The sequence below is a fragment of the Sanguibacter suarezii NBRC 16159 genome (assembly GCF_001552735.1).
Lineage (GTDB): Bacteria > Actinomycetota > Actinomycetes > Actinomycetales > Cellulomonadaceae > Sanguibacter > Sanguibacter suarezii.
The window spans coordinates 241,302-266,497 of the sequence record NZ_BCRT01000004.1; the positions used below are offsets into that span (position 1 = coordinate 241,302).

The following is a 25,196-nucleotide window of genomic DNA, read 5'->3' on the forward strand; positions in this document are numbered from 1 at the left end:
GAGTCCCTGGTCGGCCAGCTGGTCGGGGGACCCGGACGTCCAGGTCAGCTGGCTGACTGGTCCGCCGCTCGCCGGGCGGCCGCCTGGCGGGACTTGGTGCGCAGCGTGAGCATCCACCCCGCGTAGGTGGCCGCGATGAGCGGCACCAGCACGGACATGCCGACTGCCAGGATCACCACGCCCGAGTCGTTGACCAGCGTGCCGATCCCGAGGGCGATGCCCACGCTGATCACCCCGGGGGTGAACATCGGGGCGTCGGTGGTGATCTGCTTGAGCGGTGCGCCCTCGGTCAGCCAGGCGTACGGCTCGGTGTCGGTCGCCTTGCTCGCCGCGCGCAGCGGCCGGCCCAGCACGAGGACGATGACCAGCAGACCGGCGATGCCCACCAGGGCCAGCGGGTTGGAGAAGGTCGCGATGTTCGACTCGACCTTGCGCACCAGCACGTCCCACAGCCCGCCGTCGAGCACGGTGTCGACGAAGCCGCCCAGGTGGGTGCGGTCGGCGGGCGGCCGCAACCAGTCCAGGACCGAGAAGGTCATGACCACGACGGCGCCCGCGACGAGCACGCCGAGCACCCGCCGCCAGGTGACTGTGATGCCTGCGGCGAGCAGCGCCAGGATCGCGAAGGCTGGCACGAGGGCGGGCGGGCCGCCGAAGTCCGCGCCGATCCCCGGAGCGCCGTCGAGCACGACCGCGACGGCGCCCACGGCCAGCACGGCCGCGGCGGCCAGGCGGCGACGCCCGTGGGAGACGAGCCAGTTGCTCACGGCCGCGGCGAGCAGCACCGTGGTCGTGGCGAACAGCGCGAAGGCGGTGTTGTTGAAGCCGTAGAAGCGCCCGGCGACCATCGGCTGGATGCCCATGAGAGCGGAGACCTGCAGGTGCGCGCCGGTCGCGACGTCGACCGCGAGGACGACCGCGGTGATGGTGGCGACGATGACCACCGGCCCGAACAACCAGGTGCGCCACGGCGGCAGGACGGCGACCGCGGTGATCGCGGCGATCCACGCCAGGATGAGCACGGTGAGCGCCAGGCCCGGTGCCGACGCGCGCCACCACGGCACGAGGTTGGCCAGCAGCGTCGCGACAGGGATCGCCGCGATCGCGATGCCCGCGGCACGCAGCACCGTGAGCACCACGACCGGCGCTCGGCTCAGCACGGGCGCGAGCCGGTCGGCGATCCGGGACCGGACGGGCGCCGGTGCGGCGTCGGTGCCGGCCGGCGAGGGCGCCCGGGTGTGCGCCGGGGTGCTCGCCGACGGGGTGCTGCGTGCGATCGCGTCCAGCAGACGACGGCTGAAGCCGAGGGACACGGCCGCGAAGAGCAGCAGGTTGACGATGCAGTAGAGCAGGAAGAAGCCCTCGATCAGCGGGGCGGTGGCCAGGGCGTGCCGCTCGGCGTCGACGAGGGAGGCGACCCGCACGGAGGCCGGGGCGGCGGAGGCGTCAGAGGTCATCGGCGACCCGACCAGTGCGCTGCGCGGCAGGTCGTCGCTGAGGTCGAGGAGCTTGGCGACGGTCGGCAGCACGTCCGTGGCCTGCACGATCCCCGGCTGGCGGGTCGAGCGCGAGGTGAGGGTGCCCACCGGGGTCCCGCCGCCGACGATGGCGGCCACCCCGAGGCGGGACGTCGTCCCCGGGTCGGAGTGGGAGGTGAGCAGCACGGTCGTGCGGCCCAGGGTCGGGTCGTCCGCACGCGCCGCGGCGAGCACCGCGGCGACGTTCTCGTCGACCGTCGTGACGTCCAGGGCGTGGATGGAGTCCGACGTCGGCTCGAGCTCCTCCTCGATCCCGGGCTCGACCTCAGGCTCGTCCTCCGCGCCGTCCAGGTCGACGTCGGGCTGAGGCTTGGTCTCGGTCCCGTAGCCGAGGCGGCGCACCGAGCCTGCGTCGACGACGACGAGCTCGGAGGACTCCAGCGCCGTGGCCACCGAGTCGGAGAGGTCAGCGGTGGGCGGGATCGGTGTGGTGCCCTGGGACGTGGGCAGGTAGGTCCCGGCGACGGTGCCCTGCGAGGTGGACAGCGCGATCGCCGCGCCCGGGCCGATCGCTGTCGCGGGGATCCCGGCCGCGGCGACCGCGTCACCAAAGGCGCCGATGACTGCGCTGAAGGACTGCTCGGCGACGCCGGTCAGGTACTCCTCCCAGGCGGGCACGGCCGGTGCGGTGCCCGCGGCGGGGTTCTCCAGGAGCCGGCACGGGGTGGACTTGGCGTTGTAGCCGTCGCCGGCCCGGTTCCCGGCCGAGAGGGCGAGCCAGCCGTCCGCTGGGCAGGCGGTGGAGCGCACGGTCCGGACGACGAGGTTGCCGATCGATCCGTCCTGAGCCAGGCTCCACAGCGCCGGCGTGCCCAGCTCGGTCACGTCGTCCCAGGTCAGGCCGCCGGTGCCGATGATGATGACGCGGTCCGGGCCGGCGGCGGTGGCCGCGTGCGCCACCCCGGGTGCCGGGCTGGTCCCGGTAGTCCCGACGGCGACGGCCGCGCTCGGGGTGACCAGCAGACCGAGCAGCACCGCGCACACGGCGAGCAGCGCCGAGGCTGCCGCCCGCGCTCGGCGGAGGTCGCGGCGTCGGACAGGGGCGCTCAGGGTGTGGGGCACCGGATCAGCCTAGATGCCGCGGCCCGCGCGTCGCTGCTCTGACGGCCGCAGATGCGGTAGGCCCTGTGAATCCTGCGTGAAGGCGCTACTTCGCGTTGAGCCGCGGGACCGGCGCCCGCACGATGAGTGCGCCGGGGTCCACCCAGGTGCTCACGTCGATGGCGCGCCCGAGGACGTCGCCGTCGACCTGGACCTGCTCGCCCTCGCTCACGTGGAGCTGGACCGTCTTGGCCCGCGTGTGGTCGATCCGCCCGATCTTGTTAGGCAGGTCGTTCTTCATCCCGAAGCCCTGCATGACCACCTCACCGAACAGCTGCGCCCAGCCCATGATCCCGCCACGGGTGTCGATCGCGGCGATGTCGTGGATGCCGTCGTCGATCACCGCGTCCGGGATGAGCGTGATGCCGCCGGGCAGCCGCCCGCAGTTGCCGACCATGAGGGTGCGCAGCCGCGCGGTGACCGGGGGGCGGTCGTCGAGGGTGATGACCATCTCCAGGCGACGCCCGTGCAGGTGCCGGACCCCGGCGACGAAGTACGCCATCCAGCCGACCCTGGACTTCAGGGTCGCATCGGTGTCGGCGACCATCGCGGCGTCGAAGCCGAGGCCAGCGATGACGAGGAAGATGTGCTTGGCGGTGTCAGCCGGTGCCTGGGAGTCGTCCTGCTCCTCCTCGGGCTCGCTCGCCGGCGTGCGATGGCGGCCCTTGGGCGTGGGGACCTTCTCCGGTGCCGGCCGGTCCACCCGCAGCCAGCCCACGTCGATCGCGCGGTCGACGCCGTTGAGCGCCACCTCGAAGGCGTCCTCACGGTCGGTCACGGAGATGTCGAGGTTGCGGGCCAGCAGGTTCCCGGTCCCGAGCGGCAGCAGCCCCATCGGTCGCCCGGTGCCCACCATGGCCTCGGCGACCGCGCGCACCGTCCCGTCCCCGCCCACCGCGACGACCACGTCGGCGCCGGCGGCCAGCGCCTCGCGGGTCTGCCCGACCCCCGGGTCCTCCACGGTCGTCTCGATCCACAGCGGTTCGGGGAGGTTCTCGGCGGCGCACCGCGCGAAGATCGCCGGCCGGAGCTCTTCGGTGCCGTTCTTGGACGGGTTCGCCACGAAGGCGAGCAGCGGCCCGGCCGGCGGGCTGGGCTCCTCGGCGGCCTGTTCCCGTGAGTCCTCCACCGTCCGCAGCGCACGCTGCTGCCCGAGGACGACCAGCGCCAGACCGATCGCCACGAGGGCGACGACGATTGCCACGACGAGCAGCCACACTTCGAGTTCCATGGGTTCACGGTAGGCCCTGAGGCGTGCCGAGGGGCGTGGTGTGCTCATCGACGCGCAGGGGTCGATACTCTTGCACTGTGATCGATCTGCGTGTGGTTCGCGACAACCCTGACCTCGTCCGTGCAAGCCAGGTCGCCCGAGGCGACGACCCGGCCCTCGTCGACCAGGTGCTCGACGCCGATTCTCGGCGCCGTAGCGCCCTGACGGAGTTCGAGCAGCTGCGTGCTGAGCAGAAGTCTCTCGGCAAGGACGTGGCCAAGGCGCAGGGCGAGGAGCGCGCTGCGCTGCTCGCCCGCACCAAGAAGCTCGCCGAGGAGGTCAAGGGCCTGCAGGCCGAGGCCGACGAGGCCGGCGCTGTGCTCGCTGAGCTCATGACGCAGATCGCTAACATCGTCGAGGGTGCCCCGCCGGGCAGCGAGGCCGACTTCGTCGTGCTGCGCACCGAAGGCACCATCCGCGACTTCGCCGCCGAGTACGGGGCCGACTTCGTCCCCCGCGACCACCTCGACCTCGGTGAGCGCCTGCGCGCCATCGACACCGAGCGCGGCGCGAAGGTCTCCGGTGCGCGGTTCTACTACCTCACCGGGATCGGTGCGCGCCTCGAGCTCGCCCTGCTCAACGCGGCGATGGACCAGGCCTACCAGGCAGGCTTCACGCCGATGATCACCCCGACGCTGGTCAAGCCGGAGATCATGGCCGGCACCGGGTTCCTGGGCAAGCACGCCGACGAGATCTACCGCCTGGAGGCGGACGACCTCTACCTCACCGGGACGTCGGAGGTGGCCCTGGCCGGCTACCACTCCAACGAGATCCTCGACCTGGCAGGGGAACCCCGGCGCTACGCCGGATGGAGCGCGTGCTACCGCCGCGAGGCCGGGTCCTACGGCAAGGACACCCGCGGGATCATCCGCGTGCACCAGTTCCACAAGGTCGAGATGTTCAGCTACGTCCCGGTCGAGCAGGCTGCTGAGGAGCACCAGCGCCTGCTGGCCTGGGAAGAGGCGATGCTGGCCAAGGCCGAGCTGCCCTACCGGGTCATCGACACCGCCGCCGGGGACCTCGGTTCCAGCGCCGCCCGCAAGTTCGACTGCGAGGCGTGGCTGCCCACCCAGAACCGGTACCTCGAGCTCACCTCGACGTCCAACTGCACCACGTACCAGGCCCGCCGGCTCGGTATCCGCGAGCGCACCGAGACGGGGGAGACCCGTCCGGTCGCCACCCTCAACGGCACCCTCGGCACGACCCGCTGGATCGTCGCGATCCTGGAGAACCACCAGCAGGCCGACGGGTCGGTGCGCGTCCCGGAGGGTCTGCGGCCGTACCTCGGCGGGCTCGAGGTGCTCGAACCGGTCGACGCGTGACCGTTGAGCTGGGTCGCGTCTCCGGGCGCGACGACGGTGACCGGCTGGGCGAGGGCGTCTCACCCCTGCTCCGGCCCGGTGCCGACGGTCCCCGCCTCGTCGCGCTCGACGTCGACGGCACCCTCATGTCCTACGACGAGTTCCTCTCGGACGAGGTGCGTGAGGCCGTGGCGCTGGTGCGGGCCGCCGGGCACCACGTGGTGCTCGCCTCGGGCCGGCCGCTCGTCGCCCTGCTCCCGGTAGCCCGCGACCTCGGCATCGACGACGGCTGGCTGGTCTGCTCCAACGGGTCGGTCACGGTTCGTCTGGACCCGTCCCTGCCCGACGGCTTCGCCGTCCAGGACGTCGTCATGTTCGACCCGTCGCAGGCGCTGCGCGCCATGCGCGAGCACATGCCGCTCGCCCGCATCGCCCTCGAAGAGGTCGGCGTGGGCTACTGGGTCGACGGTGTCTTCCCGGACCAGAACCTGCACGGGCAGTCCACCGTCGTGGACTTCGACGACCTCGTCGGGCGCGAGACCGTGCGCGTGGTGGTCGCGCACGCGCACGCGGCCGGTCACGACTTCGGGGAGCAGATGCGCGCTCTCGGGCTGGCAGACACGTACTTCACGATCGCCGGCACCCGGTGGATGGACATCGCCCCCGCCGGGGTGACCAAGGCCTACGCCCTCGAGCCGCTGCGGGTCCGCCTGGGCGTGGACGCCTCCCGGACGGTGGCGGTGGGTGACGGCGGCAACGACGTCGACATGCTGGGCTGGGCCGCGCGCGGGGTGGCCATGGGCCACGCCGAGGCGACGGTCATCGCAGCGGCGGACGAGGTGACCCTGTCCATCACCGACGACGGCGCGGTCCCCGTGCTGCGCTCCCTGCTGGAGAGCCCCGCCGGCTGACGGCGTCTTCCCCGGCCAGGAGGCTGTTCTGGTACGTGGCCCAATCGTTACCTGGGGTGCGCTCGCACCGGTTGCGGCGTATGGGTGCCGGGGTTTGCATTGTGGTGAAGCACGGCATAACTCAGTCACGTGTAGTTATGTTCACGACGATGTGAGGACCCCACGATGAAACGTATGACGCGCCGCTCATCTGCGGCTCTGGCGACGGGGGCGGCCTTCGCCCTCCTGCTGGCCGCATGTTCCGACAGCGACGACGGAGGCGGCAGCTCCGACTCGCCCGCTGCCTCTGGCGACATCGACTGTGCTCCCTTCGAAGAGTACGGCGACCTGTCCGGCACGACCGTGACGGTCTACACCTCGATCGTCGCCCCCGAGTCCGAGCAGCAGACGGACTCCTACATCCCCTTCGAGGAGTGCACGGGCGCCGAGATCTCCTACGAGGGCTCGCGCGAGTTCGAGGCCCAGCTGCCGGTGCGACTGTCGGCCGGCACGCCGCCGGACATCGCCTACATCCCGCAGCCTGGCTTCCTCAGGTCGCTCGTCGCTGACTTCCCCGGCAAGGTCATCGCGGCCCCGCAGCCCGTCATCGACAACGCCACCGAGTTCTTCTCCGAGGAGTGGGTCGGGTACGGGTCCGTCGACGGGACGCTGTACGCCACCCCGCTGGGCGCCAACGTGAAGTCCTTCGTCTGGTACTCGCCCCAGCAGTTCGAGGACAACAGCTGGGAGGTCCCCACGACGTGGGACGAGCTCATGACCCTGACGCAGGACATCGCTGACTCGGGCGCCATCCCGTGGTGCGCCGGCATCGAGTCCGGTCCAGCCACCGGGTGGCCGGCCACCGACTGGCTCGAGGACGTGGTGCTCCGCACCGCCGGGCCGGAGGTCTACGACCAGTGGGTCGACCACACCATCCCGTTCAACGACCCGCAGATCGTCGAGGCGCTGGGCGCAGTCGGCGACATCCTGCGCAACCCGGACTACGTCAACGGTGGGCTGGGCGACGTGTCCTCGATCGCGACCGCCCCGTGGAACGAGGCCGGTAACGGCATCCCCGCGGGAACGTGCTCGCTCATGCGTGCCGCGAACTTCTACCAGGCCAACTGGCCCGAGGACGTCACCGTCTCCGAAGACCCCCAGGAGAACGGCGTCTACGCCTTCTACCTCCCGGCCGTCTCCGCTGACGACAAGCCGATCCTCGGCGCTGGCGAGTTCGTGACCGCCTTCTCGGACCGTCCTGAGGTCGCCGCGTTCCAGGCGTACCTGTCCAGCCCGGAGTGGGCCAACGAGAAGGCCAAGGTGACCGGCCAGGGCTGGTTCTCCGCGAACAGCGGGCTGGACCCGTCCCTGCTCCAGTCCCCGATCGACGTCATGGCCTTCGAGCTGCTGACGGACCCGGAGTACACCTTCCGCTTCGACGGGTCGGACCTCATGCCGGCAGCCGTGGGTGCCGGGTCGTTCTGGACGCAGATGACGGACTGGATCGCCACCGGCCAGTCCGACGAGGAGACCTTGACCAACATCGAGAACTCCTGGCCGAGCAGCTGACCTGATCAGCAGAAACGGCTTGTCCAGGTCGTGCGGGGCGTCGATACGACGCCCCGCACGACCTGTCATCGGCACCGGGGCGATCGCGCCCGAGTGAGTCACCCGCCCGGAGGTTGGCATGGACTGGTTCATCAACGCGGACACCACTGTCCACAAGTTTGCCCTGATGTTTTTTGCGATCTTCCTGTTCGTCGTGGTCATGGGCTTGATTCTGTTCGCCGTGGACCGGCCCAAGCGGATCCCGACCTGGGTGGTCGCCCTGGGGTTCCTCGCCCCGACCATCCTGGGGCTGACCTTCGGACTCGTGTACCCCGGCTTGCGCACCATCCGTGACTCGTTCTACGACCGGCTGGGTGCCTCCTTCGTCGGCCTCGACAACTACGTCGCGGCCTTCACCGAAGAGCAGTTCCAGATCGTCTTGCGCAACACCGTCATCTGGGTCATCACCGTCCCGATCATGGCGACCATCATCGGCCTCGTCTACGCGGTCCTCGTCGACCGGACCCGGGCGGAGTACCTGGCCAAGACCCTGATCTTCCTGCCGATGGCCATCTCGATGGTCGGCGCGTCGATCATCTGGAAGTTCGTCTACGAGTACAAGCCCGACCAGCCCGGGGTGAACCAGACCGGTCTGCTCAACCAGCTGCTCGTGTGGGTGGGCATCCCACCCCAGCAGTTCCTGCTCAACGCGCCCGCGAACACGTTCTTCCTCATCGTCGTCATGATCTGGATCCAGGCAGGGTTCGCGATGACGGTGCTGTCAGCGGCCATCAAGGCCATCCCCGACGACATCGTCGAGGCCGCCCGGCTGGACGGCCTGCACGGGGTCGGGATGTTCCGCTTCATCACCGTGCCCAGCATCCGTCCGGCGCTCATCGTCGTCGTCACCACGATCGCGATGGGCACGCTGAAAGTCTTCGACATCGTCCGGACGATGACGGGCGGAAACTTCGGCACCTCCGTCGTGGCCAACGAGTTCTACAACCAGAGCTTCACCATCCGTAACCAAGGACTCGGTGCCGCGCTCGCCGTGATCCTCTTCGTCCTGGTCATCCCGCTCGTCGTCTACAACGTCCGCCAGCTGCGTCTATCTGAGGAGATCCGATGACCATCCCCACGGGCAAGCTCGTCGACGTTCCCCCGGAGGACAGCGTCGGGGTGGGAAACAGGCGGCTGACCCGGGTGGAGAAGCGTGCCATCGCCGCGAAGGGCAAGCTCAGCTCGCCCTGGGCGTCCGGGATCGCGATCCTCATCGCGATCTTGTGGACCGTGCCAACCTTCGGCCTGTTCATCACCTCCTTCCGCCCGCAGTCGGAGATCCAGTCCTCCGGCTGGTGGACGATCCTGGCCAACCCGGGACTCACCCTCGACAACTACGAGGAAGTCCTCTTCGGCAGCTCGACGAACTTTGCGACGTACTTCGTCAACTCGATCGTCGTGACGCTGCCGGCGGTGGTCATCCCGATCTCGCTCGCGCTGCTGGCCGCCTACGCCTTCGCGTGGATCGACTTCAAGGGACGCAACATCTTGTTCGTCGCGGTGTTCGCCCTCCAGGTCATCCCGATCCAGGTGACGCTCATCCCGCTGCTCACCTCCTACGTCCAGTGGGGGCTGAGCGGCTCCTTCTGGACGATCTGGCTCTCGCACTCGATCTTCGCGCTGCCGCTGGCGATCTTCCTGCTCCACAACTTTATGAAGGAAATCCCGGCCTCCCTCGTCGAGGCAGCCCGGGTCGACGGGGCTGGGCACGTGAAGATCTTCTTCCGGGTGCTGCTGCCGCTGCTCGCACCGGCCATCGCGTCCTTCGCGATCTTCCAGTTCCTGTGGGTCTGGAACGACCTGCTCGTGGCGCTGACCTTCGCCGGCGGGTCGACGAACGTCGCGCCGCTGACCGTGCGGATCGCGGAGCTCTCCGGCACCCGCGGGTCGTCGTGGTACCTGCTCTCTGCCGGTGCCTTCATCTCGATCATCGTGCCGCTGGTCGTGTTCCTGGCGCTCCAGCGCTACTTCGTCCGAGGGCTCCTGGCCGGGTCGGTCAAGGGCTGACGCAGGCGGGCTCCGGTCGGGGGCTCAGAGATACTGCCCGGGGGTCGGGCGTCCGTCGGGCGCCTGGCCCCCGGCCTGGTTCTCCCCGGGCATCGTGCGAAGCAGGCCCGGGGGCAGACCCCGAGGGCCGCCGCGCATCTGCTGCAGCTGGGCCTGGGCCGCCATCTGCTGAGCCACGAGCGCCGTCTGCAAGCCGTGGAACAGGCCTTCGAGCCATCCGACGAGCTGGGCCTGGGCGATGCGCAGCTCAGACTCGGACGGGACGGCGTCGTCGCCGAAGGGCAGCGTGATGCGGTGCAGCTCGGCGACGAGGTCCTCGGAGAGGCCCTCCTCAAGCTCGGCGAGCGACCGCTCGTGGATCTGAGCCATGCGTGAGCGCGCGGCCTCGTCCAAGGGGGCGCTGCGGACCTCCTCGAGAAGACGCTTGATCATCTCCCCGATCCGCATGATCTTGGCCGGCTCCTCGATGATCGTGGTCATCTCGCGCTCGGGCTCGCGGTCGTGGTCCCGCTGGTTCTCCTGGCGGGAGAGGGCAGCGGCGTGGGCTGAGGTCTGGGCGAGGGGATCGCTGTTCTGAGACATGCTTCCAGTCTCACCCAGGATCGCCCGAGATGTCGGGGGAAGGGCGCCGGGAGGCTCGAAAAGGCTCAGGGGATGAGCAGCACCTTGCCGAAGACGCTCCCCGAGTCCAGCAGCGCGTGCGCCGTCCCCGCTCGAGACATCGCGACGACAGAGTCGATGACGGGGTGGAGCCGGCGGTCCTCGAGCATGGGCCACACGTGCGCCCGGACCGCCTCGACGATCTGTGCCTTCTCCTGGGCGGGGCGGGCGCGCAACGTCGTGCCGATGACGCTCGCGCGCAACGTCATGAGCCGCCCGAGGTCCAGCTCGGCGCGGCGTCCGCCCTGCATGGCGATCACCACGAGCCGGCCGTCGAAGGCCAGTGACTGGAGGTTGGCGTCCAGGTACGCCCCGCCGACGACGTCGAGGACGATGTCGGCGCCGTGACCGTCGGTCGCCTCCCGGACCAGGGATGGCAGCGCCTCGGCGAAGTCGCCGCCGCGCTGGGTGCGGTGCACGAACCCGACCTCGGCGCCCAGCGCCAGGCACCGGTCGACCCGCTCCTGCGTCCCCGCGGTGACGAGCACCCGGGCACCCAGGGCGACGGCCATCTGGATGGCGACGGTGCCCACGCCACCGGACCCGCCGTGCACCAGCACCCAGTCCCCGGCCTTCAGGTGCGCCATGTCCACGAGGTTGCTCCACACGGTGCAGACCGCCTCAGGCAGACCGGCGGACTCGACCAGCCCCATGCCGTCGGGCACGCGGAGCAGCCGGGACGCGGGGACGACGGCGTGGTCGGCATACCCTCCGCCGTCGAGCAGGGCGGCGACCCGCTCGCCGACGTGCCACCCGCGCACGTCAGCGCCGATCTCGGAGATGACGCCGGAGACCTCCAGCCCCGGCCACTGCGGAGCGCCGGGCGGCGGAGGGTAGCGGCCCTGGCGCTGCAAGAGGTCTGCCCGGTTCACACCGGCTGCGTGGACCGTGACGAGGACTTCTCCGGGTCCGGGGGAGAGGTCGTCCACCTCGGTGTAGTGCAGCACCTCGGGACCGCCGAACCCCTCGATCAAGACTGCGCGCATGCCCAAGAGCCTACGACTCGCCAGGTCGTACGGCATGGCCAGGACAGGTACCGGGTTAAAGTCCTCGCCTAGGGCTAATGAACCACCGCCCATCGGTCGATGCATTCATGCGGACGAGATTGCTCGCACAACGCCATGACTGAGCAATGACACGTCAGTGGGAACAATGATCGGGAAGGGGTCCAGATGCTCCGGAGACTGAGTGTGCGGGGAAAGATCCTCGCCGCGCTTGCGGTGCCGGTGCTTGTGCTGGTCTTCGCCGCCTCGCTGTTCTCGATGCAGGCCATCGCCGACGCGCAGACTGCCAGCCAGGCTTCAGGGCTCGTGCGGACCCTGCCGGCGGGCCGCGATGCGCTCACCGCGATCCAGGAGGAGCGCGCCGTCGCGGTGCGGGTGCTCGACAAGGTCCCCGGAGCGGCAGACGAGTATGTCGCCGCTCGGGCTGAGACCGACGCCAAGCTCGAGACGCTGCGGGGCCTCTACACCACCCTCGACTTCTCCCGCCTCGACCCCAAGGTCTCGCTCGCCGCTGAAGATGCTCTGCAGAACAACATCACGACCCTGGCGATCGTGCGTGACAACGTCGTCCGAGGCGCCCGCAGCGCGGAGCTCGCCTCGACGGACTACTCCACGGTGATCGGCCGTTACCTCGTCATCCCCGCCACCCTCGAGGCGACGCTGCCCGACCGTGAGCTGGCCAACAAGCTGGACTCCTTCGTCCAGCTCAACTACCTCATCTCCAACCTCAGCCTCGAGGCGCCGCTGGTCCAGCACACCCTCGACGGTGTGGTCGCCGGTGAGGACACCAGCGTCGGCGAGCGGTCCCTGTCGGCCATCTTCGGTGAGACGAACGCCGCACGTGCCGCGTCCGTCCAGGCTGTGAAGACGCTGCTCGTGGAGGATCTGAAGCTTCCCCAGACCTCCAGCGCCTACGACTCCATCCGCCGGTTGATCGGCTTCGGCCAGTCCTCCAGCATGAACAGCGGCCTCGCCTACAACTGGTCGGCGCTGTCCGAACAAGAGATCTCGGCCGTCGAGCCGGTCCGCGACGCGACCCTGGAGCTCACCACGGACGCTGCGGCCGCTGCGACGTCCAGCGCCCGCGAGACCGCGATCTACACCGTGCTCGCCACGTTGGTGGCGCTGCTCGCCTCGGTCGCCATCGCCATCGCCATCTCGCGCCGGATCACCATCCCGCTGCGCCACCTCACCGACGCCGCCGCCGAGGTCCGCGAGCAGCTGCCCAAGCTCGTCGAGCAGGTGTCCGTCCCGGGCCAGGGACCCGAGATCTCGCTGAGCACCATCAAGGTGGAGTCCTCCGACGAGGTGGGACAGCTCGCCGAGGCCTTCAACGCGGTGAACACCACGACCGTCGACGTCGCCCGGGAGCAGGCCGCGCTGCGTGGCTCGATCGCTGAGATGTTCGTCAACGTGGCCCGCCGTGACCACGTGCTCCTCAACCGTCAGCTGGCCTTCCTCGACGAGCTCGAGCGGTCCGAGGAGGACGCGAACACCCTCGCGAACCTCTTCCGCCTCGACCACCTCGCCACCCGGATGCGCCGTAACTCCGAGTCCCTGCTCGTGCTCGCCGGCATCGACTCCGGTCGCCGGGTGCGGCAGCCGATGCCGGTCTCCGACGTGGTGCGTACGGCATCGTCGGAGATCGAGCTGTACGACCGCGTCCGCCTCAACCTCGAGGCCGACCCGTTCATGCTCGGCCACAACGCGCTCAACGCCGCTCACCTGCTCGCCGAGCTGCTCGAGAACGCGACGACCTTCTCCGAGCCGAACTCGCCGGTCGAGGTCACCACGAACCGCTCCTCCCGCTACGTGACCGTCGAGGTCCGTGACCACGGTCTGGGCATGAGCGACGACGACATCGCCGAGGCCAACCGGAAGGTCGCCTCGCGGTCCGCGACGGACGTCATCGGTGTGCAGCGACTGGGTCTGTTCGTGGTCGGCCGGCTCGCCGACCGTCTGGGCGCTCACGTGGTCTTCAGCCGTGCCGCGGACGGCAGCGCGGGGACCTCGGTCACCGTGTCCTTCCCGCTCTCGCTGTTCGTGGACGAGGGCGACGTGCCGCTCTCTGCCCCGACCGACCCGCTGACCTCGGAGAACCGTCAGGCCACCGAAGAGTGGATCGCCCCCGAGGCGGACGCCCAGCCGGTCGACATCGCTGCGCTGACCGACGGCGCGACGAGCATCGGCATGCCGCGTCGTCGTGCCGCAGTCTCCGCCGGCACCGGCACCGGAACCGTCGAGCAGGTCACGGACCCGTCCGCGGCTCCGGCGGAGATGGTGCTTCCTGCCCTGGAGTCGGCGAACCCCTCGGTGGACCTGGCCAGCCCGGGTGAACAGGACTGGACGCCCGCCCAGACCCTCGCCGAGACGTTGCCCGCCGGGTTGCCCAGCCGCTCCCGCAGCGACGCGCCTGCGGCGCCTGCCGCGGGCCTGCTCGCGCCGGTCAACGACGAGCCCCTCCTCGACGGTGAGCGTCGCGGGGCCATGTTCTCCAACTTCCGCACCCGGGCGTCGGCCGAGGCGGCCAACAGCCTGGAGGCTTCTGGCAGCGCGGCCGTGCACAGCGCGGCGACCCCCGTCGCGCCCGAGGCTGACGTCGTGGACGAGCAGCCCTCGCTGGTGGTCCCGGGCCTCGCGCCTGACGACGAGCTGCCCTGGCAGCCGCCCGTGCTCGAGCAGGAGCTCGCCACGGAGCCGGCCTACGACCCCGCGCAGGCATTCGACGCGCCGGTGGGCGGCTTCCAGCCCACCGAGTCCTTCGACTCGTCCCCGCAGCACCAGTCGGAGCTCCAGCGGGAGTTCCAGCCGGTCGAGGAGTTCCAGCCGGTCGCCGACTTCCGTCCGTTGGAGGCCTTCGGTCAGTCCGCGAGCTTCGAGCCGGCGGCAGAGTTCGAGCCCCGTCAGGACGTCGCGCCGGTCCAGGGCTTCCAGCCGGTGGAGGAGTTCCAGCCGCTCGAGGCCGGTGGCTGGGCCCAGCCTGCTGAGCACCTCGACACCAGCTCTGACCTGCCTGAGGCCTACGTCGACTACGAGCCGTCGTCGCACGGTGCGCACTTCGCACCCATGCTGCCGACCGCGCCGTCCTACGACGGGCTGAGCTTCGAGACCGAGCAGGAGTTCGTCCCTGTCCAGGCCTTCGAGCCGCTGCACTCGGGCGACCTGCCGCACCGCGACGACCTGATCGGCACCGACCACGGCTACGAGCCCGTCGGCCTGGAGCCGGACGAGACTGTCGCCGCACCGATGGACCAGGCGCCGTACGCCTTCACCCCCATCGGCCTGGAGCCGGACGAGGCCCCCTACGCTCCGGCAGCGGTGTACGACACGAGCGCCGAGGCGTCGGTCGAGGAGGCCCCGGCGTACAGCGCCGAGCCCCAGTACGCGGCCGAGCCCCAGTACGCGGCCGAGCCTCAGTACACCGAGCAGGCGCAGTACGACGTCGACGGTGCCCACGCGCCGTCGGGCGACCCGGAGCCCGAGGTGTCTCGCACCTCTGCCTTCGCGAGCGCACCGGTGTCCTTCGAGCCGACCATGCCGACCTTCGCCGACGTCGTCTCGGACGCGCCGACGCGCCGGTCGGCGCGGACCACCGCCGCACCCGCCAAGCGTGGAGCGTTCGGATGGCTGCGCCGCAAGGACCGCAGCGAGTCGGGGTCCGAGCGCGCCGACGCCACGGTGGCCCCGAACTCCTTCCCGACGTTCACGCCCACGGACTCGCCCGTCGCGACGCCCCCGGCGGCCTTCACGCCGGCGCCGAGCGCCTACGTGCCGCCGGTCGCCGACCGTCCGGTCGTCGACGCCGCGACACCGCCCCCGGTCCAGGCCTTCCGCCCGACGGAGCCGGTCAGCACCCCGAGCGCACCTGCGCCCGCAGCCTGGCTGCCCGCGACGTCGGTCAGCTCCTCCGACGACGACGGCGGGCTGGGCGGCTTCGGCGGCTGGAAGCCGCCGGCTCCGGTCGAGCCCACGGCGCCCCAGCCGGTGCCGCTGAAGGAGCTGCCGTTGAGCGGGCTCGACAGCGGAGACCGCTGGGCCCCGCCGAGCGAGATCGACGGTGACATCTCCTCGATGCTGGCCATGCGGTCCAACATCCAGGAACAGGCTCTGGCTGAGCTCAGCCAGCTGTCCTCCTACCGCCCCGCAGCGGTGGAGACGACCCAGGGTGGCGGGCTGACCCGCCGCACCCGGGGAGAGGTTGCGGCGTCCACGGACGACCTCGCCTCGCAGAAGATCAGCCGCGACGCGGCTGAGCTGCGGTCCCGACTCTCGGCGTTCCAGTCGGCCACCTCTCGTGGTCGCCAGGCTCCCGAGGCCGGGCAGTCGGACGGCGGCCCTGAGGGCCATGCCGCTTCTGCTACTTTTGCGGACAACGTTCCAGACTCGGCGCCCCAGCCGCGTTGAATGATCTATCGCCACTGAGGCACCGGAAGAAGGAGGAAGCGTGAACGCTCTCAGCACTGAGGCGACGAACTTCGGTTGGTTGCTGGACAACTTCGTCAGGACTGTTCCTGGCACCCGTCACACCCTGGTGGTGTCTGCCGACGGCCTGCTCATGGCCATGTCAGACCACCTCGACCGCACGAGCGGCGACCAGCTCGCAGCGATCGTCGCGGGGATGTCGAGCCTGACCCGAGGAGCGTCGCGTCAGCTCAACGGGGGAGCGGTCCGCCAGGCCATCATCGAGATGGACAACGGATTCCTCTTCCTCATGAACGTGTCCAACGGCTCGGTGCTCGCCGCCGTCGCCGACTCCACCTGCGACGTCGGGCTGATCGGCTACGAGATGGCGATGCTGGTCTCCCGCACGGAGGCGACGCTGACCCCGCAGCTCATCACCGAGATGCGCAGCAGCCTCCCTGTCGACGGGGCCACCCGCACGCCGATCGGATGAGGTAGGGCAGGATGATGAACTCCAGGTCAACGTCGCACTCCATGGACGGGGAGCACTTCGAGGCCGCGACGGTGCGGCCCTATGCGGTGACTGGCGGGCGTGTGCGCTCGGCGACCTCCAACCTGCCGCTGGAGACGCTCATCGAGGTGATGCCCGGGGCGGTCGACAGCCGTGGGCTGCCACCGGAGAAGCGTGCGATCCTCACCCACGCCGCACTCACCTACGTCTCGATCGCCGAGGTCTCCGCGCTGCTGCGGATGCCCCTCGGCGTCGTGCGGATCCTCATCGCCGACCTCGCGGATGACGGCTACCTCACCATCCACACGTCGACCCCCGTCAATGTCCACACCGGCCACGGTCAGAACCCGGCCTTGTCCCTCAGCGTGCTGGAGAGTGTTCTCAATGGTATTTCTGCCCTCTAGCGGCACGGCGGACGCCGCCGCTCCCGCTCCCGCACCGGTCAAGCCCGCAGGGGCCCCCACCGTCGTCAAGATCGTCGTCGCCGGCGGGTTCGCCGTCGGGAAGACGACCTTCATCGGGTCCATCTCCGACATCGAGCCGCTGAACACCGAGGCTGCCATGACCGAGCACTCGCTCGGCGTGGACGACGCCGGTGGCCAGACCGACCGCAAGACCACCACCACCGTGGCCATGGACTTCGGCCGCATCGAGCTCCCGGGCTCGCTGTGGCTGTACCTCTTCGGTACCCCGGGCCAGGACCGCTTCCTGTTCATGTGGGACGACCTGGTGCGCGGTGCCATCGGCGCCGTCGTGCTGGTGGACACCGATCGCCTCGAGCAGTGCTTCCCGGCTGTGGACTACTTCGAGTCGCGGGGCATCCCCTTCGTGGTGGGCGTCAACTGCTTCGACGGCGTAGCCAAGCACCGCCTCGAGGACGTCCGCGAGGCGCTGCAGATCCCCGCCCACGTGCCGATGCTCTACACGGACGCCCGGTCCCGCGCGGCGACCAAGCAGTCGCTCATCGCGCTGGTCCAGCACGCCATGCAGCAGCTGCGGGCAGCCTGACCGTCCTCCAGCCCGAACCGCCCCCACGCGGGGGCGGTTCGGAACTGCGGCGCGCGCATGCCAGAATGTCCTGTGCGCGAGCCGCTGAGCGGCGTGCGCACGAGGAGGCGTGGCAGAGCGGCCGATTGCACCAGTCTTGAAAACTGGAGTTGGTGAAAGCCAACCGTGGGTTCAAATCCCTCCGCCTCCGCTCGACGAATGGCCTGTGGTCGGCACTACGCCGACCGCAGGCCATCTTCATGCGCGCCACTCCTTCTGAATTGGGCAGCAGTGGCCGATAGGAGTCATATGAGCGCCCTGAGCACCGCCCGCCCGTCCACCAGCCGCAGCCGGCGGACCGCCGTGTCCCTGCTGTCCGCGCTGTCGCTGGGGGCCGTGGTGCTTCTGGCCGGGTGCGGGGTCGAGGACCGCGCGGCGGCCGGTGAGATCACCTCGCCGAGCGCATCCCCGAGCGCCTCGGCGAGCCCGACGCCGAGCCTCGCACCGACGCCGACGCCGACGCCCAGCCCCGAACCAAGCCCGTCACCGTCGCCGGACCCGACCGCCGAGGTGCCCGCAGACCCTGAGCCCACGGCCGAGGCGCCCGCACCGGCGGCCGCGATCGCGACACCCCGTCCGGCGGTGGCCGCCCCTGCTCCCGCTCCGGCGCCCGCACCACTTCCCGCTCCGGCCCCTGCGCCGGCCCCCGCTCCGGCCTCGAAGCCGTCCGGGTCACCGTCCACCGGCGGTGCGCAGGCGCTCTTCGCCTCGCTCAACGCCGCCCGCAGCGCCGCCGGTCTGGCGCCGTTGGCTTACAGTGCCGCGCTCGAGTCCGTGGCCAGCGGCTGGACGTCGTCGATGGCCGCCTCCGGGACCCTGGCCCACAACCCGAGCTACTCCGCGCAGATCCCCGCGGGGGCGATGACCTTCGGTGAGAACGTCGGGTACGCGGGAGGATTCGCGGACAACGCCGCGACGATCCACGCTGGATGGATGGACAGCGCCGGGCATCGCGAGAACATCCTGCGGGGCGGCTTCACCCAGGTGGGCATCGGGTACGTGGTCGCCGCGGACGGCACGGCCTGGGCGACCCAGGTCTTCGCCAGCTACTGAGCCGTGAGAGGGCCAGGGGCACCCCTGCGACGCACCTCGCCGCAGCGTCGTGCGCCGCAGCCCAGGACGCCGGTGTGCGCGACGCCACGGCGCCCGGTGGGACTCACGTCCCGCGCGGGCCCACCGTGACCGACGATGATGATGGGATGACGTCATCCCTGTCCCACACGGACGACCTGGAACCTGTCGCCCTGGTCCGGGAGTCCGGCATCATCCTGCGCGTCGGCACCCTGCTGCTCGGCGCGGGCAGCGGGAGCTACCGCGTCAAGATCGCCATGAAGCAGGTGGGGCGGGCGCTGGGCATCGACTCCGTCGACGCCCAGGTCACGGTGAACGAGATCACCGCGACCGCGCGGCGCGGGTCGATCTTCCGCACCGAGGTGGCCCAGAGCCGGAGCATCGGCGTCAACGCTCACCGGATCGCGCTCCTCGAGCAGCTCTGCGGGTCGCTGACGCCGGGCACCCCGCAGCAGGAGATCTCCGCCCGCCTCGACGAGATCGAGAAGCGCCCGCTGCTCTACGGCACCTGGTCCAACGCCCTGTTCGCCGCGGTGGCCTGTGCAGCCTTCGCCTTCCTCAACAACGGCGGCCCGGTCGAGGTGCTGGTGGTCTTCTTCGGCGCGGGTCTGGGGCAGGCGACCCGGCGGCTGATGCTGCACCGCGGGTTCAACCAGCTCGGCGTGACGATGCTGGCGGCCGCTGTGGCGAGCGTGGTCTACCTGGGGATCGTCAACCTGCTGTTCGCCGTCGGCGCGGTCGACACCATCCACGAGAGCGGCTACATCTCTGCGGTGCTCTTCCTGGTGCCGGGGTTCCCGCTGATCACCGCGGCCCTGGACCTCTCCCGCCTGGACTTCTCCGCCGGCGTCTCCCGGCTCACCTATGCCCTGATGATCATGACCTCGGCGGCGATGAGCGTCTGGGCGGTCTCAGCGGTCATGGGGCTCACCCCGGACCCTGCGGCGCCGCTCGCCCTGGCGCCCGGCCTGACCTTCGCGCTGCGGCTGGTGGCGAGCGCCTTCGGAGTGCTGGGCTTCGCCCTGATGTTCAACAGCCGCTGGCGGGTGGCTCTCGCCGCCGCGGGGATCGGGATGGTCGCCAACGTCGTGCGCCTCGAGCTCATCGACGCCGGGGTCGTGGTGCAGGCGGCCGCCTGCGCAGCCGGTCTCATCGTCGGGATCCTGGCCAACCTCGTCGCCCCCCGGATGCAGGCGCCGCGGCTCACCTTGTCGGTGCCCGCCGTGGTCATCATGGTGCCCGGCGCAGCCGCCTATCGGGCGGTCTACTTCCTCAACGACGGACAGACGGTGGACGCCCTCGCCTACGGCGTCCAGGCTGCCTTCGTCGTCATCGCCCTGGCGATCGGGCTGACCATCGCGCGGACGGTCACCGACGGGTCCTGGCGGCCCGGCGGCCACTGAGACGGCCCGGCGGGGAGCCGTCCGGGGCGGCGAGCGGCGGCGTCGGGCAGACGTTTTGCTCCGCGTCCTGCCTTGCAGGTACCCTTGCACAGCCCGGAGAAGATTCGTCTGACTCGGGCCCGCGCCGGTAGCCCGGCGAGGAGACGTCGCATAGCCAGGTCTAGTGCGCCACCCTGCTAAGGTGGTGACGGGGAAACCCGTCCGAGGGTTCGAATCCCTCCGTCTCCGCTTCGCGAAAGGCCCCGGTCCATGACCGGGGCCTTTCGTCTGTCCTGGGGTAGGTGGATCGGGTCGAGCGGCCCGTCGCCCTCTCGGGCGCGTCCCACGCCGAGCGTCGAACGCCCTGGTGGCGCTGCTGCCGTGGCTAGGATGGCTGGTGTCCTGACCGGCCCGGGCGGCGTCCTGCGACGCGCCCGTGACCACGTCTCCCGGCGGGCACCAGGGCGCACGCGCGCCCGGGTGGCCCGCGCCAGCGAAACAGGTGCCATGAGCGACGACGACACGCAGACCCCGACCGGCCCGGGCATCCGCGGGGACCAGCTCGAGGGGCGTCGCATCGGGGTGACCAGCGACCGGCGCTCGAGCGACCTCATCGACGCCTTCACCCGCCGCGGTGCCCAGGTGTTGCACGCCCCCACGCTGCGCATCACCCACGCCCAGGAGGACGGGCCGCTGCTGGACGACACCCGGGCGCTGATCGCCGCCCGCCCCGACGTGCTGCTCGCCATCACCGGGTACGGGATCCGCCGCTGGTTCGAGGTGGCCGACGCCGGTGGGCTGGCGACCGACCTGCGCGGCGCCCTCGCCGGAGCTGACATCCTCGTGCGCGGGCCCAAGGCCCGTGGCGGCGTGCGCGCGGTGGGGCTCGACGACGCCGGGATGAGCGTGGAGGAGACGACCACCTCCCTGGTGGACAAGGTGCTCGCGGAGTACCCGCCGGGGTTGAGCGTGGGTGTCCAGGTACACGGGTACACCGATGAGGTCCAGCTCGACCGGCTGCGCGCGGTGCACCGCCAGGTCCTGGTGGTGGCGCCGTACCGCTGGACCGCCGTCGACGACACCGACGAGCGGGTCCAGCGCCTCGTGGCGGCCCTGTGCGCCCGCGAGCTGGACGCGGTGACCTTCACCAGCGCGCCGGCCGTCGAGGCGCTGCTGGCGGCCGCTGAGGGCATGGGCGTCTACGCCCAGGTCGTGGCCGCGCTGCAGGACGGCGTGCAGGCGGCCGCGGTCGGTCCGGTGACCGCGGCACCGTTGCTGGCCGTCGGGGTGGAGCCCATCCAGCCCGAGCGGTTCAGGATGGGTGCGCTCATCCGGCTGGTGTGCGACCGCCTCGACGTCGCCGCTGCTGAGGACGTGCAGGGCCAGCGCGGATAGCCGGTTCTGCGTGGCGGCGGGGGAGCGTGGCGGGCGTCACCCTCCCGCCAGTTTGGGATCTCGGAAAGTGCCATGTAGAGTTCTGAACGGTTCACAGCACGACAAGCGCCCGTAGCTCAACGGATAGAGCATCTGACTACGGATCAGAAGGTTAGGGGTTCGAATCCCTTCGGGCGCACCAGACAGGAAGGCCAGGATCCCTCGGGGTCCTGGCCTTCTTGCTTGTCCGGGCGCGGCTCGCAGGCATCGCCGCCTGCCCGGGGCAGCCAGCCCGCCGCGCGGTGATCGTGTCCCGCTCAGCCGCCTGCCGCCGCCGTCCAGGCTTCCCCGTGCGCCCCGGGATAACGGACAATATGCTGTTTTCAGCGCTCTGTTCGCCATAGGCGCCCTGTTCTACAGAACGGACACATCATGGACTTCTGGAATTACTTCTGGCTTCTCGTGTGGTGGTTCTTCTTCATCGTCTACCTCATCATCTTGTTCCAGATCATCGCCGACCTCTTCCGCGACCGAGAGCTCAGCGGGTGGTGGAAGGCGCTGTGGGTGATCGGGCTGATCGTGGTGCCGTTCCTCACGGCGCTCGTCTACATCATCGCCCGTGGCAACGGCATGGCAGAGCGGCACTTCGCCGCGACGCGGGCAGCCAAGGCCGAGGCGGACAGCTACATCCGTGAGGTCGCCACCGGTGGGCAGTCACCGGCGGACCAGATCAGCACGGCCAAGGCGCTCCTCGACGCCGGGACCATCTCGCCCGAGGAGTTCAACACGCTCAAGGCCAAGGCCCTCGCCTGACGCCATGGATTCTCTCCGCCCGTCCTGCCGCACACGTCCCCCCGGCCGCCGCTCCTGTCTACCCACCTCACGGTGAGCGGACAGGGGCGGTTGCGGCGTCCGTGGCGCGTCTACCCGGCTCCGGAGGCGGTCAGGGCGAGGAGGGTCACGTTGAGCGCGACGATCACCGCTGCCACGGCCCACGCGGCCACCCGCAGGGCGAGCCCGTTGCGGTGGACGCCCATGAGGGCTCCGTCGCTGGTCAGGCGTACGAGCGGGATGAGTGCGAAGGGGATGCCGAAGCTCAGCACCACCTGGCTGAGCACGAGCAGCCAGGTCGGTGAGACGTCCGTGGTGAGCAGCGCCAGCGCCGGGACGAGCGTCACGAGGCGGCGGGTGAGCAGCGGGATCCGCACGTGCAGCAGCCCCTGCATGATCTCTGACCCCGCGTAGGACCCCACCGACGTCGACGCCAGGCCCGAGGCGAGCAGCGCGACCGCGAAGGCGACGCCGACGAGCGACCCCAGGGCCGCGCTGATCGCCGCCTGGGCGCCCTCGATCGTGTCTACGCCCGTCTGCCCGGACAGGGTCGAGGCCGCCAGCAGGAGCATGGCGATGTTCACCGTCCCGGCCAGCAGCAGCGCCAGCCCCACGTCCCACCGCGTCGCCGTGAGCAGCCGGCGCAGGCCCGACGGCGTGTGCTCGCGGCCGTGGCGGTCGCGGGCGAGGGAGGAGTGCAGGTAGATGGCGTGCGGCATGACCGTGGCGCCGAGCATGGAGGCAGCCAGGAGCACCGACTCGGTGCCGTCGAAGCGGGGGACCAAGCCTGCGAGGGCGTCGGCGGCCGAGGGGGGTGAGACGAACAGCCCGACGCAGAACCCCACCGTGAGGATCGCGAGCATCGAGGTGATGACCGTCTCGAAGGTGCGCTGCCCGCGGTGCTGCTGGAGGGCGAGGATGATCATCGAGACGACCCCGGTGATGAGCCCGCCGAGCAGCAGCGGCAGGTCGAAGAGCAGGTTGAGCGCGATGGCCCCGCCGATCACCTCGGCGAGGTCGGTCGCGGCGGCCACCAGCTCGGCCTGACCCCAGTAGGCCAGCCGGGCCGGGCGTCCCAGCCGCTCCCCGAGCGCCTCAGGCAGGGACTTCCCGGTGACCAGCCCCAGCTTGGCGGAGAGGTACTGGACGATCACCGCCATGAGGTTGGCGAGCACCAGCACCCAGACGAGCAGGTACCCGAACCGGGCCCCGGCGGAGACGTTCGCGGCGACGTTGCCCGGGTCGACGTAGGCGATCGCCGCGACGAAGGCGGGGCCGAGCAGGCGCCACAGCGTACGGCGCGGCTGCGCCTGTTGCGGCTCGGCCGTGGCGACGGTCGGGGTCGACGGAGGGATCATCGCCTGCTCCCACAAGTTCGGGTGGACGAACTTATCGTGCGCGGGGCCGCGAACCTGCGCAACCCCACGGCCCGGGCACCCGGGTGACCTGCGCCCCCTCCCGGCCCGCGGCTCGGCTAGGCCTCGATGGTCACCTGACCACCGGCCACGGACCAGCGGCGGTTCACCTGGACCGCGTCGAGCATCCGGCGGTCGTGGGTGACCAGCAGCAGCGTGCCGGTGTAGGAGGCCAGAGCCTCCTCGAGCTGCTCGATGGCGGGCAGGTCCAGGTGGTTCGTCGGCTCGTCGAGGACCAGCAGGTTGACCCCGCGGGCCTGCAGCAGCGCGAGGGCTGCGCGGGTGCGCTCACCCGGCGACAGCGATGTGACCGGACGCAGCACGTGGGAGGACTTGAGTCCGAACTTCGCGAGCAGGGTGCGCACCTCGGCCTCGGGCCAGTCCGGAACCTGACGGGCGAAGGCCTCGACCAGCGGGAGGGCGGGCGTCCCGGGGGTGCCGCCGAGCTGGCTGCGCGCCTGGTCCACCTCCCCGACCGCCACCGAGGTCCCCAGCGTGGCCGACCCCGACGTCAGCTCGGTCCGTCCGAGCAGCGCGCGCAGCAGCGTCGTCTTCCCCGACCCGTTCGCGCCGGTGATCGCCACCCGGTCACCCGCGTCCACCTGCAGCGACACCGGCCCCAGCACGAAGTCCGGCACGCCGTCGCCGGTGGCACCGTCGGAGGCTCCTGCGTCCGCCGCCTGCGCCCCGCCCAGGTGCACGACGGCGTCGCGCAGGACGGCCACGACGGCCGAGCCGCGCGGTGCGGCGGCGATCTCGTACTGCAGCGCCCACTCCTTGCGCGGCTCGACCACCTCGTCGAGACGCTCGATCATCCGCTCGGTCTGGCGCGCCTTGGCCGCCTGCTTCTCCGAGCCCTCGCGGTGCGCGGCACGGATGTGCTTGTCCGGGTCGCCGGACTTCTTCACCGCGTCCCGCACGCCCTTGGCCATCCACCCGCGCTGCATCCGTGCCCGGGCCTCGAGCCCGGCCTTCTTGTCGGCGAACTCGTCGTAGTCCTCGCGGGCGTGCCGGCGAGCCGTCGCCCGCTCGTCGAGGTAGGCCTCGTAGCCGCCGTTGTACACACCCACCTGCTGCTGGGCGAGATCCAGCTCGACCACACGCGTGACGCACCGGGCCAGGAACTCGCGGTCGTGGCTGACCACGACGATCCCGGCGCGCTGCCCCTGCACAAAGGTCTCCAGGCGGGCCAGGCCGTCCAGGTCGAGGTCGTTGGTCGGCTCGTCGAGCAGCAGCAGGTCGAAGCGGGACAGCAGCAGCGCGGCGAGCCCCACGCGCGCGGCCTGACCACCGGAGAGGCCCGTCATCGGGTGCTCCGGGTCGACGTCCAGGCCGAGGTCTGCCAGCACCGCCCCGAGCCGCTCGTCCAGGTCAGCTGCGCCGATCGCCATCCACCGGTCGAAGGCGAGGGCATAGGCGTCGTCCGCGCCGGGTGCGCCCTCGCCCAGGGCGGCGGTGCTCTCGTCGAAGGCCGCCTGCGCCGCGGCGACGCCGGTGCGGCGGGCCAGGTGCGCCCGCACGCTCTCGCCGGGCACCCGTTCCACCTCCTGGGGCAACCAACCGACCAGGGCGCCGGAGGGCGCCAGGGTGACGGTGCCGGCGTCGGGCAGGTGGGCGGCTGCGAGGAGGGAGAGGAGGGTGGACTTGCCGGCGCCGTTCGCGCCGACCAGCCCTACGACGTCACCCGGCCCGACCACGAGGTCGAGGCCGGAGAAGACGGTGCGGTCGGCGTGTGCGGCGCCGAGGCCGCGGGCGACGAGGGTGGCGGTCATGGCGACCATTCTC

General features: G+C 70.8%; 19 protein-coding genes and 3 tRNA genes. 16 read left to right on the top strand and 6 right to left on the bottom strand.

Annotated elements, in window-relative coordinates; all coding sequences use genetic code 11:
- Nucleotides 1-44 precede the first annotated feature (44 nt).
- Entirely contained in the window at nucleotides 45-2,600 is a 2,556-nt protein-coding gene (locus tag SS2_RS02345; protein ID WP_066460766.1) for a hypothetical protein, read from the bottom strand.
- 85 nt (nucleotides 2,601-2,685) lie between these two features.
- Nucleotides 2,686-3,870, bottom strand: coding sequence for a diacylglycerol/lipid kinase family protein (locus tag SS2_RS02350; protein ID WP_066460767.1), 1,185 nt, complete (start codon nucleotides 3,868-3,870; stop codon nucleotides 2,686-2,688).
- Between the two features lie 77 nt (nucleotides 3,871-3,947).
- On the opposite strand from SS2_RS02350, the gene serS reads away from it, so the two are divergent.
- The 5 genes from serS (at nucleotide 3,948) to SS2_RS02375 (ending at nucleotide 9,715) form a co-directional block, all read left to right on the top strand.
- On the top strand, nucleotides 3,948-5,231 hold the full coding sequence (serS, locus tag SS2_RS02355) for a serine--tRNA ligase (protein ID WP_066460768.1): 1,284 nt from the start codon (nucleotides 3,948-3,950) through the stop codon (nucleotides 5,229-5,231).
- Nucleotides 5,228-6,121: an HAD family hydrolase gene (locus tag SS2_RS02360; protein ID WP_245643286.1), complete on the top strand. Its 894-nt coding sequence runs from the start codon at nucleotides 5,228-5,230 to the stop codon at nucleotides 6,119-6,121. Before serS ends, SS2_RS02360 begins: the two co-directional genes overlap by 4 nt.
- Nucleotides 6,122-6,286: 165 nt before the next feature.
- A complete protein-coding gene (locus SS2_RS02365) occupies nucleotides 6,287-7,669 on the top strand; it encodes an ABC transporter substrate-binding protein (protein ID WP_066460769.1) in 1,383 nt (460 codons plus the stop codon).
- A gap of 118 nt (nucleotides 7,670-7,787) precedes the next feature.
- On the top strand, nucleotides 7,788-8,777 hold the full coding sequence (locus tag SS2_RS02370; protein ID WP_066460770.1) for a carbohydrate ABC transporter permease: 990 nt from the start codon (nucleotides 7,788-7,790) through the stop codon (nucleotides 8,775-8,777).
- On the top strand, nucleotides 8,774-9,715 hold the full coding sequence (locus SS2_RS02375; protein WP_066460771.1) for a carbohydrate ABC transporter permease: 942 nt from the start codon (nucleotides 8,774-8,776) through the stop codon (nucleotides 9,713-9,715). The genes SS2_RS02370 and SS2_RS02375 overlap by 4 nt, the downstream gene beginning before the upstream one ends.
- A gap of 24 nt (nucleotides 9,716-9,739) precedes the next feature.
- Here SS2_RS02375 and SS2_RS02380 read toward each other — a convergent pair whose 3' ends face one another.
- Both SS2_RS02380 and SS2_RS02385 read right to left on the bottom strand, forming a co-directional pair.
- A complete protein-coding gene (locus SS2_RS02380) occupies nucleotides 9,740-10,297 on the bottom strand; it encodes a proteasome activator (protein WP_066460772.1) in 558 nt (185 codons plus the stop codon).
- A 65-nt stretch (nucleotides 10,298-10,362) separates the two neighbouring features.
- On the bottom strand, nucleotides 10,363-11,361 hold the full coding sequence (locus tag SS2_RS02385; protein ID WP_066460773.1) for an NAD(P)H-quinone oxidoreductase: 999 nt from the start codon (nucleotides 11,359-11,361) through the stop codon (nucleotides 10,363-10,365).
- Nucleotides 11,362-11,547: 186 nt separating this feature from the next.
- Between SS2_RS02385 and SS2_RS02390 the strand changes: the two genes are divergently transcribed.
- The 11 genes from SS2_RS02390 (at nucleotide 11,548) to SS2_RS02440 (ending at nucleotide 21,978) form a co-directional block, all read left to right on the top strand.
- A complete protein-coding gene (locus SS2_RS02390; protein ID WP_083941554.1) occupies nucleotides 11,548-15,783 on the top strand; it encodes an ATP-binding protein in 4,236 nt (1,411 codons plus the stop codon).
- A 40-nt stretch (nucleotides 15,784-15,823) separates the two neighbouring features.
- Nucleotides 15,824-16,273: a roadblock/LC7 domain-containing protein gene (locus SS2_RS02395; RefSeq protein ID WP_066460775.1), complete on the top strand. Its 450-nt coding sequence runs from the start codon at nucleotides 15,824-15,826 to the stop codon at nucleotides 16,271-16,273.
- 11 nt (nucleotides 16,274-16,284) lie between these two features.
- Nucleotides 16,285-16,695 (top strand): DUF742 domain-containing protein, encoded by a 411-nt coding sequence (locus SS2_RS02400; RefSeq protein WP_174523182.1) that lies wholly within the window; start codon nucleotides 16,285-16,287, stop codon nucleotides 16,693-16,695.
- Nucleotides 16,676-17,299 (top strand): GTP-binding protein, encoded by a 624-nt coding sequence (locus SS2_RS02405; RefSeq protein WP_066460777.1) that lies wholly within the window; start codon nucleotides 16,676-16,678, stop codon nucleotides 17,297-17,299. Before SS2_RS02400 ends, SS2_RS02405 begins: the two co-directional genes overlap by 20 nt.
- Nucleotides 17,300-17,402: 103 nt before the next feature.
- Nucleotides 17,403-17,489: transfer RNA gene (locus SS2_RS02410), tRNA-Ser, on the top strand.
- Between the two features lie 98 nt (nucleotides 17,490-17,587).
- Complete coding sequence (locus SS2_RS02415) at nucleotides 17,588-18,391, top strand: CAP domain-containing protein (RefSeq protein ID WP_066460778.1); 804 nt, start codon at nucleotides 17,588-17,590, stop codon at nucleotides 18,389-18,391.
- A 146-nt stretch (nucleotides 18,392-18,537) separates the two neighbouring features.
- Nucleotides 18,538-19,812 carry a threonine/serine exporter family protein gene (locus tag SS2_RS02420; RefSeq protein WP_066460779.1) on the top strand — a complete coding sequence of 425 codons (1,275 nt, stop codon included), beginning with the start codon at nucleotides 18,538-18,540 and terminating at the stop codon, nucleotides 19,810-19,812.
- A 139-nt stretch (nucleotides 19,813-19,951) separates the two neighbouring features.
- Nucleotides 19,952-20,040: transfer RNA gene (locus SS2_RS02425), tRNA-Ser, on the top strand.
- Between the two features lie 258 nt (nucleotides 20,041-20,298).
- The gene (locus tag SS2_RS02430; protein ID WP_066460780.1) at nucleotides 20,299-21,186 is read left to right on the top strand and encodes a uroporphyrinogen-III synthase; all 888 of its coding nucleotides are present in this window, start codon (nucleotides 20,299-20,301) and stop codon (nucleotides 21,184-21,186) included.
- Nucleotides 21,187-21,291: 105 nt separating this feature from the next.
- A tRNA-Arg gene (locus SS2_RS02435) sits at nucleotides 21,292-21,367 on the top strand.
- A 230-nt stretch (nucleotides 21,368-21,597) separates the two neighbouring features.
- Nucleotides 21,598-21,978, top strand: a complete 381-nt coding sequence (locus SS2_RS02440; RefSeq protein ID WP_066460781.1) for an SHOCT domain-containing protein — start codon at nucleotides 21,598-21,600, stop codon at nucleotides 21,976-21,978.
- Nucleotides 21,979-22,088: 110 nt separating this feature from the next.
- On the opposite strand, the gene SS2_RS02445 is transcribed toward SS2_RS02440, so the two are convergent.
- Nucleotides 22,089-23,354 carry an Nramp family divalent metal transporter gene (locus SS2_RS02445; RefSeq protein WP_066460782.1) on the bottom strand — a complete coding sequence of 422 codons (1,266 nt, stop codon included), beginning with the start codon at nucleotides 23,352-23,354 and terminating at the stop codon, nucleotides 22,089-22,091.
- 116 nt (nucleotides 23,355-23,470) lie between these two features.
- On the bottom strand, nucleotides 23,471-25,183 hold the full coding sequence (locus SS2_RS02450; RefSeq protein WP_066460813.1) for an ABC-F family ATP-binding cassette domain-containing protein: 1,713 nt from the start codon (nucleotides 25,181-25,183) through the stop codon (nucleotides 23,471-23,473).
- Nucleotides 25,184-25,196 lie beyond the last annotated feature (13 nt).

Bases quoted from the DNA above. Each gene is read 5' to 3' on its own strand.
- SS2_RS02350 (WP_066460767.1), bottom strand. From the start codon at position 3,870: ATGGAACTCGAAGTGTGGCTGCTCGTCGTGGCAATCGTCGTCGCCCTC.
- SS2_RS02365 (WP_066460769.1), top strand. From the start codon at position 6,287: ATGAAACGTATGACGCGCCGCTCATCTGCGGCTCTGGCGACGGGGGCG.
- SS2_RS02370 (WP_066460770.1), top strand. From the start codon at position 7,788: ATGGACTGGTTCATCAACGCGGACACCACTGTCCACAAGTTTGCCCTG.
- SS2_RS02375 (WP_066460771.1), top strand. From the start codon at position 8,774: ATGACCATCCCCACGGGCAAGCTCGTCGACGTTCCCCCGGAGGACAGC.
- SS2_RS02380 (WP_066460772.1), bottom strand. From the start codon at position 10,297: ATGTCTCAGAACAGCGATCCCCTCGCCCAGACCTCAGCCCACGCCGCT.
- SS2_RS02385 (WP_066460773.1), bottom strand. From the start codon at position 11,361: ATGCGCGCAGTCTTGATCGAGGGGTTCGGCGGTCCCGAGGTGCTGCAC.
- SS2_RS02390 (WP_083941554.1), top strand. From the start codon at position 11,548: ATGCTCCGGAGACTGAGTGTGCGGGGAAAGATCCTCGCCGCGCTTGCG.
- SS2_RS02400 (WP_174523182.1), top strand. From the start codon at position 16,285: ATGATGAACTCCAGGTCAACGTCGCACTCCATGGACGGGGAGCACTTC.
- SS2_RS02405 (WP_066460777.1), top strand. From the start codon at position 16,676: ATGGTATTTCTGCCCTCTAGCGGCACGGCGGACGCCGCCGCTCCCGCT.
- SS2_RS02415 (WP_066460778.1), top strand. From the start codon at position 17,588: ATGAGCGCCCTGAGCACCGCCCGCCCGTCCACCAGCCGCAGCCGGCGG.
- SS2_RS02420 (WP_066460779.1), top strand. From the start codon at position 18,538: ATGACGTCATCCCTGTCCCACACGGACGACCTGGAACCTGTCGCCCTG.
- SS2_RS02430 (WP_066460780.1), top strand. From the start codon at position 20,299: ATGAGCGACGACGACACGCAGACCCCGACCGGCCCGGGCATCCGCGGG.
- SS2_RS02440 (WP_066460781.1), top strand. From the start codon at position 21,598: ATGGACTTCTGGAATTACTTCTGGCTTCTCGTGTGGTGGTTCTTCTTC.
- SS2_RS02445 (WP_066460782.1), bottom strand. From the start codon at position 23,354: ATGATCCCTCCGTCGACCCCGACCGTCGCCACGGCCGAGCCGCAACAG.
- SS2_RS02450 (WP_066460813.1), bottom strand. From the start codon at position 25,183: ATGACCGCCACCCTCGTCGCCCGCGGCCTCGGCGCCGCACACGCCGAC.